Source organism: Polyangium sp. 15x6 (assembly GCF_029960785.1).
In the GTDB taxonomy this organism is placed as follows: Bacteria; Myxococcota_A; Polyangia; order Polyangiales; family Polyangiaceae; genus Polyangium.
Genome location: NZ_JASBQE010000026.1, coordinates 33338 through 46441 on the forward strand (window position 1 = coordinate 33338; position 13104 = coordinate 46441).

Consider the following 13104-nt stretch of genomic DNA (forward strand, 5'->3'; position numbering starts at 1 on the left):
GCCCCCTTGTAAAAAGAGGGGGTTCGTGTATTTGTGGGCCGGGCCGGTGATGTTCTGGCGAAAGAAGAAGACGCCTGCGAGCCCCCCGCAGATCGGCTGCTTCGGCAAGCTCCCTGCGACGGGTGATTTCATCCGCTTCAATGCCGGCGGAGACGAGCTCGCGGCGTTCGATCGGTGGCTCGGCGGGGGCCTCGATTTCGCGCGTCGCGCGCTCGGCCCTTCGTTCGACGGGGCGTACCAGCCTTCCGTCGGGCTCTTCATCTTTCACGGCGAAGGCAAAGACAACGAGCCTCCCACGCGCGGCATGGTCGGCGCCTGGGCCGCGAGCGGCGACAACGCGGGTCGTACGTACCCGATGGTCGTTTTTGCTTCGTACGATTACGGCCAGCTCGTGTCGGCCGGCGCATCGCTCCCGATCGCGCTCTGGTCGCTGCTCGCTTCGTCGTACGAGATCGCCACGAGCGGACGAACCCTCCCGGTCGATGCGTTCGTCGATCGTGTTTCGCGCATCGTTCCTCCTTCGCTCGAAGACGCGGACGCCGCGGGCGCCGGTTATCGCTCGTGGCTCACCACGCAGTCGATGAAGGCGCTCTGGGAGACGGGCTTCGGCACGGATGCGGGGCGCTTCTGGGTCTTGCAGAACGTGTTCGCGTCCGTCGAGCCGTTCATGGGCCAGGAGAACCCGAAGACGGGGCTCTGCATTCGCCTGCCGCTCGGCGCGGGCGACGCCTACGCGGCGGCCGTGTGGATGGACATGACGCTGCGCCTGGCGCGCTGGAAGAACACGCTGCTCAATGCCTTCTGGGTCCCGCAGCAGACGATGCTCCTCCACCTCGGCCCGCCGCACGTGGCCTCGTTCCGGGAGCTCATCGCGCCGACGGGATATGCGGATCACATCGTGGAGCTTTGCCGTCCTCCGACGGTCGACGAGCCCACCTCGCGCCGCGCCCTCGGCGTGCAGCTCGACGCCCTCGTGGCGCGTTCGGAGCTGACCATCTCGGGCTTCCTCGACGGCCTCGGCCAATAACGAGCCCCGCGGCCGAACGACGCGCCTTTCGTTCGAGGCGCGCACACGTGGTGCGAACGCACGCGACCCGCGGGTATGATGCCGTCCATGGCGGCGAGTGACGCGGTAGAGGCTGCAAAGAACCGAGTGTCGGCGTTGATCGAGCCGATCTCGGGGGGTGTTGGGCAGGACGTCTCGTACGACGAGTTGTTCGAGGCGATCAAGGCCGAGGTCGACAAGGCGCAGTCCCTCGAGGGCGGCAAGATCGACTGGTCGAAGATCGTGACGAACGCCGAGGAGCTGCTCACCGACAAGTCGAAGGACTTTCGTCTCGCGGTGTATTACGCGGCGGCGAAGGCGCACACGGACGGAGTCCAGGGCGCGGTCGATGGGCTCGTGGTCATCAACGAGCTGAACACCGCGTTCTGGGACAAGATGTATCCGCCCATCAAGCGCCCGCGGACGCGCGGCAACTTGATGAGCTGGTACGGCGATCAGGTCGCGGCCGCGATCGGGACCTTCAACCCGACGGCGAAAGACGCGGACATCATCGGCGCGCTCGATCAGCAGAGCCGCCAGCTCGACGGGGAGCTCCGGGACAAACTCGGCGACGCGTATCCGGGCATGGGGTCTTTGCGTGAGTCGGCGCGGCGCATGCTCGCGAGTGTTCCGAAGGAAGCGCCGCCGCCGCCTCCTCCGCCGCCTCCTCCGCCTCCTCCGCCTCCTCCGCCGCCGCCGCCGCCGCCTCCGCCTCCGCCTGCGGCCGTCGCGCGTCCCGCGCCGCCGCCGCCTCCGCCTGCGTATTCCGCGCCGGTCGTGGAGACGCCGGCCGTCGAGGTTTCGGTTCCGGATGGTACGGCCATCACGGACGCGGACTCGGCGAACGCGGTGCTCGATCAGGTGAGCACCTTGCTCATGCGCGCGGGCGAGGCGCTGCGCGCGGCCGATCCGTCGAGCGCGTTCGCGTATCGCGTGAGCCGCACCGGCCTCTGGCTCTTCATGCAGCAGGATCCGCCGGCCGAGGGTGGACAAACCTACCTGCCTTCGCCGCCGGATCACGTGCGCGGCGCGTTCGACGGCATGTCCGAGGCGAGCAACTGGGATGGGATCCTGGCGTCGGTCGACGAGGTTGTCTCGGAACATCGCCTCTGGCTCGATCCGCATCGCCACGTCTCGAACGCGCTCGAGCAGCTCGGGTATACGGACGCGAAGCTCACGCATTTGCGCGAGGTCGCGCTCCTCTTGCAGCGCGCGCCGACGCTGCCGGATCTCACGTTCAACGACGGCGTCCCGCTCGCCGACGACCTCACGAAGGCCTGGATCGACGCCGAGGTTCGTCCGGTCCTCGGATCGGGCGGAGGCGGCGGGGGCGGCGGCGCAGCGGCGGGCGGCGCGCCGGCAGGCAAGGGCTTCCGCGCGCTCGACAAGGCGATCGGCGAAGCGCGAAACCTCATCGAGAATGGGGATCCACTCGGGGCGATCCAGGCCGTGGCGAAGGTCGCGGGGACGGCGGTGACGCCGGTCGACAAGTTCCGCGGCAAGCTCGCGATCGCGCAGGTTTGCCTGCAGCTCGGGCAGCTCGCGATCGCGCGGGCGCAGCTCGATGGTCTCGAGCGCATGGCCAGGCAGCACAAACTCGACGAGTGGGATCCGGAGCTCTGCGCGGAGCTCTACGGTGCGCTTTACACGGCGCTTCGCGGGTTGAACCAGGGATACGAGGTGAGTGAGGAAGCGCGTAAGAGGGAGAACGAGGCGTTCGAGCGCCTCTGCGAGCTGGATGCCGCGGCGGCCTTCCGCATCTCGGCCACCTGAGCGCCCGCGTAGTGAAAAAGAGCGAACTCGTTCGGAAAGATAAGGATGGACGAAGTCGGGGTAGTTTGCGGTATTCTTCGAGCGCCTGTCGAGGTGGGCCCCGACCTGACGGCAATCACGTTTTCAACGTAGGGCGGCTCGGAACGGCCGCTCGGAGCATGTAGCTCCCAAGCGTAGGGGAAAGGAGCCTTCCGCGATGAAAGAAGGATCAGTCGCGCCGAAAGAACGCGTGAACATCACGTACAAGCCAGCGACGGGGAACGCGAAGGAAGAGGTCGAGCTCCCGCTGAAGCTCCTCATGCTTGGCGACTACACGATGCGCCCCGATCCGACGCCGCTCGAGGATCGGAAGCCCATCAACGTCGACAAGGACAACTTCCAGAAGGTGATGGCGGAGCAGAAGTTGTCCCTCAACATGGCGGTCAAGGATCGTCTGTCGGAGAACGAGGACAACGAGCTCAACGTCAACCTCAAGTTCCGCCGGTTGTCGGACATGGAGCCCGCGGCGATCGCCAACCAGGTGCCCGAGCTGAAGAAGCTGCTCGAGCTCCGCGCCGCGCTCACCGCGCTGAAGGGCCCGCTCGGGAACGAGAAGGCGTTCCGCAACAAGATTCAGACGATCTTGAACGATCCGGCCCAGCGCAACCGGCTCATCAACGAGCTCGGTCTCAAGCAGGGGGAGGAGTAACCGATGGCTTCCGAGCATCAGGCGCAAGGCGGCGCGGGCGTACAGACGCTCGAAGGTGGCAGCCTTCTCGACGACATCCTCTCGGAGACGAAGATGGCTCCGGGCGACGAGGGTTACGAGGTCGCCAAGCGCGGCGTCCAGGCCTTCATCGCGGAGCTCATCGCGCCGAAGCGCGAGGGCGAGAAGGTCGACAAGGCCCTCGTCGACGCGCTGATCGCCGAGATCGACGCCAAGCTGTCGCGCCAGATCGACGAGATCCTCCACCACCCGACGTTCCAGAAGCTGGAGTCGGCGTGGCGTGGTCTCAAGTTCGTCGTGGACCGCACGGACTTCCGCGAGAACGTCAAGGTCGAGCTGCTGAACTGCTCGAAGGAAGACCTGCTCGCCGATTTCGAGGACGCCCCCGAGGTGCCCAAGAGCGGTCTTTACAAGCTCGTCTACTCGGCAGAGTTCGGCCAGTTCGGCGGCCGTCCCTACGGCGCGATCATCGCGAACTACGAGTTCGGCCCCGGCCCGCAGGACATCATGCTCCTGCAGAAGTGCGCCTCCGTCGCGACGATGTCGCACGCGCCCTTCATCGCAGCCGCCGGCCCGCAGTTCTTCGGCCTGAAGGACTACCTGAACCTGCCGAACCTGAAGGACCTCAAGGCGCTCTTCGAAGGCCCGCAGTACACGAAGTACAACGCCTTCCGCGAGACCGAGGACTCCCGCTACGTCGGCCTCGTGATGCCGCGCTTCCTCCTTCGCCTCCCTTACGGCGCGAACACCGTGCCCGTGAAGGAGTTCAACTACGATGAGAACGTCATCGGCCAGCACGATTCGTACTGCTGGGGCAACGCCGTCTTCGCGTTCGCGACGCGCCTGGCGGACAGCTTCGCCAAGTACCGCTGGTGCCCAAACATCATCGGCCCGCAGGCGGGCGGCTCGGTCGAGAACCTGCCGCTCCACCAGTACGAGGCGATGGGCGAGATCCAGACGAAGATCCCCACCGAGATCATGCTCACGGAGCGCCGCGAGTACGAGCTTTCGGAGGAGGGCTTCATCGGCCTCACCTACCGCAAGGACTCGGACAACGCGTGCTTCTTCTCGGCGAACAGCGTGCAGAAGCCGAAGTACTTCGGCCAGAGCGAGGAGGGCCGCGCCGCCGAGCTCAACTATCGCCTCGGCACGCAGCTCCCGTACATGTTCATCATGGCCCGCATTGCGCACTACCTGAAGGTGCTGCAGCGCGAGCAGATCGGTACGTGGAAGGAGCGCGCCGATCTCGAGAAGGAGCTCAACGACTGGATCTCGCAGTTCGTCGCCGATCAGGACGTCGTCTCGGCGAGCATCCGCGGTCGTCGCCCCCTCCGCAAGGCGCGTATCATCGTGACCGAGGTCGAGGGCAACGCGGGCTGGTACAAGGTCGACATGCAGGTGCGCCCGCACTTCAAGTACATGGGCGCATTCTTCACGCTGAGCCTCGTCGGCAAGCTCGACAAGGAATGAGCCGTTTCGGCTGATTCCGACAAACGCCGAAGGCCGGCTCGAAAGAGCCGGCCTTCGTGTTTTTGGGGCCGTCGCGCTGGGGCGTCGCCCCAGGCCCCACCAGGGGCTATCCGCCCCTGGACCCGGACCAGCGCAAGCGCTGGACCGTTTGTCGAAGAACTGCGCGATGCGCAGTTCTTCGAACAGGCCGAAACAAGACCAGAGACGACCCTGCCAACCAAGACCGCCGCGTCGACATTGCGATCGGCAACGCTGTCGCTGGTCTTGCCGCCGGCTCGTGGAAGAACCGCGCATCGCGCGGTTCTTCCAACCCGAGTCCAGCGCTTGCGCTGGTTCGGGTCGAGGGGCGAACAGCCCCCGCGGGGCCCGGGGCAGCGCCCCGGCGCGGCGGCGACGGCTTGAATCAGCCGACGAGGAACTCGAGGGAAAACTCTTCCAGGGCGACGCCGAGGAAGCGGCGCGGGCGGATCGTGACGGCGACGGCAGTGCCGTCCGAGGTCGCGTGCGCGTTCACTGCGATCTCCAGGCTGCCGGGCTTGGCGTCCTCGAAGAGCGCCCAGAGTGAGCGATCCACGACGGATTTCGCCTCGGAGGGCGCGACGTTCCCGGGCAAACGGCCGGCGAGGACACGCAGGAACTGAACGATTCGGGCCACGAAGAGCTGATCGACCAAGGAGACCCGTTCGAGCCGCGCCTCGGGCTCCGTGGAGGCGCTGTCGTACGTGCGCTTGGGCGGCGGCACGTAGGACGTCGGGGCCGCGAGCACGTAAATCGAGTCGCTGTTCGGGGCCGACGCGAGGAGGAGCACGCCCGCCTTGGAGAGCTCGCGCTGCGAGTCTGTCGAGACAAACGCTTGCGTGGGGATCGCCACGACCTCGGCGTCGTCGACCTGCCCACTCACCTCGTGGATCGGCAGGTTTCCGAGCGTGCCGCCGCTGCGGGCGCCCACGACGCGGCAGGGCCAGCGCGTCTCGTGGAAGCTCGTCGTGATGAGCGCGCCCACGCCGTAGGCCGGCGCGATCCAGACCATCGCGCCCTCGTCTGCCGGCTCCTCCTTGACCACCATCTCCCGCACGCGCGACGTCGATTTGTCGTAGGCAGCGCGCGCCAGGATGCCGTTCATCGCCATCGTCACCCAGCGCATCGCGGGCTTCTGCGCCGTGGACTGCCAGCGCACCTGATCCGGCGTGGAGAAGAGAGCGATCTTGTTGTCGAGCCGCTCGAGATCGGCGAGCCGATCCAGGCCGAGGAGCGCGTGCGACGCGTTCACCACGACGGGCACGGTCTGCGCCTCGGCGACGCGGGCGATCTCTTCGAGCTGGGAGAGCGTCGCGGAGGTGCCCGTGATCGTGACGTCCACGATCGCGCAGGAGACCGGGGGCTCGCCGCCGGCGGTTTGACGGGCCGCGCGCTCGAGCGCCATCGCCGCGAGCTCGGGCCGCGCGCAGACGACATCGATCTTGAGGCCCTTGGTCCCCTTCGAGCGATCGGCGAAGAGCTGGAGACCTCGCCAGGCCTCTTCCAGGCGGCGCACCTCGGGGTGCTGGAGGATCGCGCCGAGCTGCGCGCCGATGGCCTTCTCGACGCGCTGGATGGCCTCCTGCGGGCTGAAGCGGGTCGAGCTCGACTTGCCGGCGTTCGCGACGGCCGAGATGAGCGCGCCGAAGCGGGCGTCGGAGGCAGGGGCACTTTGCCGCGCCGGCACGACGGGCGCGGGCGCGGATTCGGCGCGGCTCGGGCCGGTCTCGATCATGTCGAGGATCGAGGCGACCGACGCTTCGCTCGTGTCCCGCGCGGGCGCGGAGAAGCTCGCGGCGCGGGGCGCGCTGCCGGCCTCCGAGACGAGGCGGAGGACATCACGTACGAAGGGCGAGGAGTTCCAGATTCGATCGAGCTCCACGCGGGCCTGATCGCGATCGATCGAGCCGTCGCGGAGCTTCTCCAGCGTGAGCTTGCCGTCGAGGAGCGAGCGGAGAAGCGGGACCTCCGTGAGCAGGCCATCGGGCCGGAAGCTCTTGAGGCTCGTCGGCGCGAGATCGACACGCGCGCGGTTGCCCTCGGCGAGCACGCTCGGCACCTCGATCGACACACGCGGGCGCAGGCGCGTGAAGAGGTCGTCGAACGCGAGCGGATCGACCCGCACCGCGAGCTCGGGCGCGCTGGCGCCGGCGTTGTGCTCGTCGCGCGGCAAGAGATCCGCGACGACGAGCACGCGGAGCGGCAGAAGCGGCCCCTCCGTTTGCTCCAGTTGGTCGGGGGCCTCGTCGCCCACGTTGAAGTTCATCCCACCCTTCATGAAACCCTTCGTTTCGGCGGCCATGGCCGAGGAGTGTAGGGGGGGAGCGCGCGCGGGAGAAGCGGCAAACGCGGCGCTCGAAATCACGGCTTCGCGGCTTTCTTTGACGTGGGCCGGGCCCTGCTAAGCTCCGCGCCCATGCGTGGCCCTGCGAACGCCGAGGAGGCCTCGGCGACGACTCCGCGGCGCGGCTCGATTCGACTCGGCCTGCTCGGGTGCGGCACCGTCGGCGGCGGCGTGCTCGAGCTCTGCGCCGCGAATGCGCGATGGCTCGAAGGGCGGGTCGGCGCGCCGCTCGAAGTGCGCCGTGTGCTCGTCCGCGATCCCCGGAAAGAACGCGTCGCCGCCTGTGATCCGCGCTGGATCACGACACGTCCCGAGGACGTCGTCGACGACCCGGAGATCGACGTCGTCGTCGAGGTGATGGGCGGCGAGGAGGCCGCGCTCGAGCTCGTGGAGCGCGCGATCGCGGCGGGCAAGGGCGTCGTCACGGCGAACAAGCTGCTCCTGGCCAAGCACGGGCCGCGGCTCGTCGACCTCGCGATCGCGCGTGGGACAGATCTCGCGTTCGAAGGCGCCGTCGGCGGAGGCATCCCGATCATCCGCACCCTGCGCGAGGCGTTCGCGAGCGACTGGGTCGAGAGGCTCGTGGGTATCGTCAACGGCACGTGCAACTACGTGCTCGGGCGCATGCGCGAGGGCGGGCTCGGTCTCGACGAAGTCGTGCGCGAGGCCCAGGCGAAAGGGTATGCCGAGGCGGATCCCTCGCTCGACACGGGCGGTCACGACGCCGCGCACAAGCTCTGCGTGCTGGCGATGCTGGCCTTTGGCGCGAGGGTCCCGGCGAGCGCGCTCCACGTGGAGGGGATCGAGGGCATCGAGGAGCGGGATCACCGGTATGCAGAGCGCTTCGGCTACGTGATCAAGCACCTCGCGATCGGCCGTGATTTCGGCGACGCGATCGAGCTCCGCGTACATCCGACGCTCATCCCGAAGACGAGCGTGCTCGCGAACGTGTCGGGCGTCCTGAACGCGATCCTGCTCGAAGGCCGCGCGCTCGGGCCCTGCATGCTCTACGGACGCGGCGCCGGTGATCTGCCGACGGCCGTGAGCGTGGTGAGCGACATCCTCGACGTGGGGCGCTCGATCGTGGCCGGCGCGTCGGGGCTGCTCACGCGGGGCATTGCGATGGATCCGCGCCCGCTCAAGCCGCACGAGGACGTCGAGACCCGGTATTACCTGCGCCTCTCGGCGCCGGAGCGGCCAGGGCTCATGGCGCGGATCGCGGGCGGGCTCGGGGAGCTCGGCGTGAGTTTGGAGCAGATGGTGCAGCCGGAGCGCCCCGCGGCGCCAGGGGATCCCGTGGACATCGTGGTGATCACCCATGTGGCGCGAGAAGGGAATGTGACCGCGGCGCTCGAACGTATGCGGACAGAAGGGCTCTTCGCGGCGCCGCCGCGCCTTTACCGCATCGAGGTTTCGTGACGAGCTTCCACCTGGATCCCGACTCGCCGCTCGGCGTTTTCGACTCTGGACTCGGCGGTTTGACCGTCGTGCGCGCGCTCCGCGAGCGTTGCCCCGCGGAGGACATCGTGTACCTCGGCGACACCGCGCGCGTGCCTTACGGGACGAAATCCGCAGAGACGGTCGTGCGGTACGCGCTCGGTTGCGCGCGGGTCCTCCTGAATCGTGGCGTGAAGGCGATCGTGGTCGCGTGCAACACCGTCAGCGCCGTCGCGCTCGACATGCTGCGCGTAGAGCTCGACAGGCCCGTGCTCGGCGTGATCGTGCCGGGCGCGCGCGCGGGGGTCGCGGCGGCGAAGGGCGGAGCGGTCGGCGTGCTCGGCACGATGGGGACGATCACCTCGGGCGCGTATCCACGCGCGGTGGCCTCGCTCTCCACACGGACCGAGGTGTTCGGTCAGCCCGCGCCGCTGCTCGTCTCGCTCGCGGAGGAGGGGTGGCTCGACGGTGAGGTGCCGCGGCTCGTGTCGCAGCGATACCTCGAACCGCTCGTGCGCGCGGGGGCGCGCTGTGTGGTGCTCGGATGCACGCACTTCCCCCTGTTCCAGAGGGTGATCGAGGCCGAGGCCGCCTCGCTCGCGGGCGCGCCGATCCCGATCGTGGACAGCGCGTCGGCGACAGCGGACGACGTCGCGGCGTTCCTCGCGGAGCGCGGGCAACGAACGACGCGGTCGGGGCGCGGCAAACTCGAGCTCTTCGTGACGGATCTTCCGAAGAGTTTTTCCGTGGTGGCCGAGCGCTTCCTCGGCGAGCCGCTCGGCGACGTGCACCAGATCGATCTCTGAGAGGGGGCTGCCACAGGGATGCGCGGGGCGTTGCCCCGCACCCCAGCAGGGGGCTGTCCGCCCCCTGCACCCCGGACCAGGCACGGCCTGGACCGAGGGCCGAGAAACCGCGCATCGCGCGGTTTCTCGGACGGGCCCGTGGCAAGACCAGCGACGACCTTGCCAGCTGAGACAGCAGCGCTGCCGCTCTCGTCGAGCGGACACGTCAACGCCGCGGTCTTGGCTGGCAACGCCGTCGCTGGTCTTGCCTCGGCCTGTTCGATGAACTGCGCGCAGCGCAGTTCATCGACCCCGGGTCCAGCGCTTGCGCTGGTCCGGGTCCAGGGGTGGACAACCCCTGGTCGGGTCCGGGGTGAAACCCCGGCGCTGCGCCTTCTCGCTAGAACTGGTGCGCCTCGGTCGACTCGTTCAACGCGAGCGTCGAGGCGAGGCCGCCGGAGACCACCTGCGCGACCTGATCGAAGTAGCCCGTGCCCACTTCGCGCTGGTGGCGCGTGGCCGTGTAGCCGGATTTTTCCGCGGCGAACTCGGCCTGCTGCAGCTCCGAGTATGCGCTCATGCCGCGCACCTTGTACTCGCGGGCGAGCTCGTACATCCCGTGGTTCAGCGCGTGGAAGCCGGCCAGCGTCACGAACTGGAACTTGTAGCCCATGGCCCCGAGCTCGCGCTGGAACTTCGCGATCGTCAGATCGTCGAGGTTCTTCTTCCAGTTGAACGATGGCGAGCAGTTGTATGCGAGCAGTTTGCCCGGGAACTTCGCGTGCACGCCCTCGGCGAATTTGCGCGCTTCTTCGAGGTCCGGCGTGCTCGTCTCGCACCAGAGCATGTCCGCGTACGGCGCGTAGGCGATCGCGCGCGCGATCGCCGCGTCGAGACCACCCTTGAACTGGAAGAAGCCCTCGGGCGTGCGCTGACCCGTGAGGAACGGGCGATCCCGCGGATCCACGTCGCTCGTGAGCAACTTCGCGCTGTCGGCGTCCGTGCGGGCCACGAGGAGCGTCGGCACGCCCATCACGTCGGAGGCGAGCCGCGCTGCCACGAGCGTCCGGACGAACTGGCTCGTCGGCACGAGCACCTTGCCGCCCATGTGGCCGCACTTCTTCTCCGACGCCAGCTGATCCTCGAAGTGCACGCCCGACGCGCCCGCCTCGATCATCCCCTTCATCAGCTCGAACGCGTTCAGCGGCCCGCCGAAGCCTGCCTCCGCGTCCGCGACGATCGGCGCGAGCCAGTGCCGCTCGCGCTTGCCCTCGGCGTGATCGATCTGATCGGCGCGGAGCAGGGCCTGATTGATCCGGCGCACCACGCTGGGGACGCTGTTCGCCGGGTAGAGGCTCTGATCCGGGTACATCTCGCCCGCGAGATTCGCGTCCGCTGCGACTTGCCAGCCGCTCAGGTAAATCGCCTTCAGCCCCGCGCGCACCTGCTGCATCGCCTGGTTACCCGTCAGCGCGCCGAGCGCCGCCACGTAGTCCTCGCTGTGCAGCAGCTCCCAGAGCCGCTGCGCGCCGAGCTTCGCGATCGTGTGCTCGATGTGGAACGAGCCGCGCAGCCGCTCGACGTCGGCCTCCGTGTACGGGCGGACGATGCCTTGAAAGCGGTTCGGCACGAGGCCGCTCTCGGAAACGGCAGCGGTGCGGATGGGAAGCGGATACGCGACGGACATGCGACTCTCTCCTTCAGCGGTTCATGCGGCGACGGGCGCCTTCTCGGTTTCCCCCGCGGACGTGGATGAAAGGGCGAGGAGACGTTCGTACGCGGGCAGCGTGAGGAACTCTTCGAGCTCGTCCGACGTGGTGAGCGTGGTGAAGAGCTCGCGCGCCTCCTCGAAGCGCCCGTGGGCGAACGCCTCGGCCCCGCGCTCCTTCGCGAGCTCTTCCATCGTCTCGTCGATCGTCCGGGCGAGCCGCGCACGATCGAGCGGCTCGCCCTCGACGGCCACGCCGTGGTGCTGCCACTGCCACACCTGCGCGCGACAGATCTCGGCCGTCGCGGCGTCCTCCATGAGATCGTAGAGAGGCACGCACCCGATGCCGCGTAGCCACGCCTCGATGTAGAGGATGCCGACCTTGATGTTGTGCCGAAGGCCCGCCTCGGTGCGCGGCCCGTCGGGGACACGCAAGAGATCTGCGGCGAGAACGTTCACGTCCTCGCGCTTCACGTCGATCTGGTTCGGACCGTCCATGTGCGCGTCGAAGATCTGCCGCGCGATCGGCACGAGCCCTGGGTGCGCGACCCACGTGCCGTCGTGACCCGCGTGCACCTCGCGGAGTTTGTCCGCTCGAACCTTGTCCAGGGCGGCGCGACCACGCGCTTCGTCGCCTTTGATCGGGATCTGCGCGGCCATTCCGCCCATCGCGTGCGCGCCGCGGCGGTGACACGTCTTGACGACGAGGTCCGTGTAGGCCTTCAGGAACGGACGATCCATCGTGATCAGACCGCGGTCTGGCAGGATGAATGCCGGGTCCGTGCCGAGCTTCTTGATGAAGCTGAAGATGTAGTCCCAGCGGCCGCAGTTCAGCCCGGCCGAGTGCTCGCGCAGCTCGTAGAGGATCTCGTCCATCTCGAACGCAGCGGGCAGCGTCTCGATGAGCACGGTGGCGCGGAGTGTGCCGGGCGGCAGATCCAGCTCGGCCTGCGCGCGCAAAAAGACGTCGTTCCAGAGGCGCGCCTCGAGGTGGCTCTCGAGCTTCGGCAGGTAGAAATAGGGGCGCTTGCCGCGCTCCACGAGGGCGCGCGCGTTGTGGAAGAAGTACAGGCCGAAATCGAAGAGCGACCCGGGCACGGGCAGGCCGTCCACGAGCATGTGCTTCTCCGGCAGATGCAGGCCCCGAGGACGAACGAAGAGGACGGCCGTGCGCTCGCCGAGCGTGTACGACTTGCCCGATGTGGGATCGACGTACCCGATCGACCCTCGAACGGCGTCGGCCAGATTTTTTTGCCCTTCGACGAGGTTCGCGAATGTCGGCGACGTCGCGTCCTCGAAATCGGCCATGAACACGTTCGCGCCGGAGTTCAGGGCATTGATGATCATCTTCCGGTCGACGGGGCCGGTGATCTCGACGCGTCGGTCCTGGATTTCGTCGGGGATGGCCGCGACGGACCAATTCGCGGCGCGGAGCTCGGCTGTCTCCTCGAAGAAATCGGGGCGCTCGCCGGCGAGAAAATGCGCGCGCCGCTCGGCTCGCCGGGCGAGGAGCGCGTCGATGCGCCCGCGAAAGACGTGCGTGAGGTCGGCAACGAACCGAAGCGCCTCGGGCGTGAGCACATCGCCCTGCGAGGGGGTTCTCGGACCGAGGATCGTGACGGGAGAGGAGGTTCCGTGCATGGCTCAACGCTCCGCGTCCAACGCTGCGCGTCGTGACATACGAACTATTTGGCGTTTGCCATCTGTCGTCAATGAACGAAACAAATTCATGATGTTACGTATGTATGGTTCTCTCGTTTGACTTGCAGTCACACTTGTAAAGGTTGTAAACTCCCTTGCGAGTCATGTAGCAAACTG

General features: G+C 67.8%; 9 protein-coding genes. 6 read left to right on the forward strand and 3 right to left on the reverse strand.

Annotation, left to right across the window (positions count from 1 at the left end):
• Nucleotides 1-25: 25 nt before the first annotated feature.
• From tagF to tssC, 4 genes are all read left to right on the forward strand, one after another.
• Entirely contained in the window at nt 26-1027 is a 1002-nt protein-coding gene (tagF, locus tag QHF83_RS20500; RefSeq protein ID WP_282419570.1) for a type VI secretion system-associated protein TagF, read from the forward strand.
• An 87-nt stretch (nt 1028-1114) separates the two neighbouring features.
• Nucleotides 1115-2818: a type VI secretion system protein TssA gene (gene tssA / locus QHF83_RS20505; protein WP_282419571.1), complete on the forward strand. Its 1704-nt coding sequence runs from the start codon at nt 1115-1117 to the stop codon at nt 2816-2818.
• Between the two features lie 196 nt (nt 2819-3014).
• Nucleotides 3015-3506: a type VI secretion system contractile sheath small subunit gene (gene tssB / locus QHF83_RS20510; protein ID WP_136927924.1), complete on the forward strand. Its 492-nt coding sequence runs from the start codon at nt 3015-3017 to the stop codon at nt 3504-3506.
• Nucleotides 3507-3509: 3 nt separating this feature from the next.
• Entirely contained in the window at nt 3510-4994 is a 1485-nt protein-coding gene (tssC, locus tag QHF83_RS20515; RefSeq protein WP_282419572.1) for a type VI secretion system contractile sheath large subunit, read from the forward strand.
• A 403-nt stretch (nt 4995-5397) separates the two neighbouring features.
• Here tssC and QHF83_RS20520 read toward each other — a convergent pair whose 3' ends face one another.
• Complete coding sequence (locus QHF83_RS20520; RefSeq protein ID WP_282419573.1) at nt 5398-7314, reverse strand: type VI secretion system contractile sheath large subunit; 1917 nt, start codon at nt 7312-7314, stop codon at nt 5398-5400.
• A gap of 114 nt (nt 7315-7428) precedes the next feature.
• Between QHF83_RS20520 and QHF83_RS20525 the strand changes: the two genes are divergently transcribed.
• Both QHF83_RS20525 and murI read left to right on the forward strand, forming a co-directional pair.
• Complete coding sequence (locus QHF83_RS20525; RefSeq protein ID WP_282419574.1) at nt 7429-8775, forward strand: homoserine dehydrogenase; 1347 nt, start codon at nt 7429-7431, stop codon at nt 8773-8775.
• On the forward strand, nt 8772-9599 hold the full coding sequence (gene murI / locus QHF83_RS20530; protein ID WP_282419575.1) for a glutamate racemase: 828 nt from the start codon (nt 8772-8774) through the stop codon (nt 9597-9599). The genes QHF83_RS20525 and murI overlap by 4 nt, the downstream gene beginning before the upstream one ends.
• 379 nt (nt 9600-9978) lie before the next feature.
• On the opposite strand, the gene aceA is transcribed toward murI, so the two are convergent.
• Together aceA and aceB are read right to left on the reverse strand one after the other, a co-directional pair.
• Entirely contained in the window at nt 9979-11265 is a 1287-nt protein-coding gene (gene aceA, locus QHF83_RS20535; protein WP_282419576.1) for an isocitrate lyase, read from the reverse strand.
• Nucleotides 11266-11286: 21 nt separating this feature from the next.
• Nucleotides 11287-12927, reverse strand: a complete 1641-nt coding sequence (gene aceB / locus QHF83_RS20540; RefSeq protein ID WP_282419577.1) for a malate synthase A — start codon at nt 12925-12927, stop codon at nt 11287-11289.
• Nucleotides 12928-13104: the final 177 nt, after the last annotated feature.

Excerpts from the sequence above, each read along its gene's own strand:
- tssA (WP_282419571.1), top strand. The coding sequence starts at position 1,115 with ATGGCGGCGAGTGACGCGGTAGAGGCTGCAAAGAACCGAGTGTCGGCG.
- tssB (WP_136927924.1), top strand. The coding sequence starts at position 3,015 with ATGAAAGAAGGATCAGTCGCGCCGAAAGAACGCGTGAACATCACGTAC.
- tssC (WP_282419572.1), top strand. The coding sequence starts at position 3,510 with ATGGCTTCCGAGCATCAGGCGCAAGGCGGCGCGGGCGTACAGACGCTC.
- QHF83_RS20520 (WP_282419573.1), bottom strand. The coding sequence starts at position 7,314 with ATGGCCGCCGAAACGAAGGGTTTCATGAAGGGTGGGATGAACTTCAAC.
- QHF83_RS20525 (WP_282419574.1), top strand. The coding sequence starts at position 7,429 with ATGCGTGGCCCTGCGAACGCCGAGGAGGCCTCGGCGACGACTCCGCGG.
- aceA (WP_282419576.1), bottom strand. The coding sequence starts at position 11,265 with ATGTCCGTCGCGTATCCGCTTCCCATCCGCACCGCTGCCGTTTCCGAG.
- aceB (WP_282419577.1), bottom strand. The coding sequence starts at position 12,927 with ATGCACGGAACCTCCTCTCCCGTCACGATCCTCGGTCCGAGAACCCCC.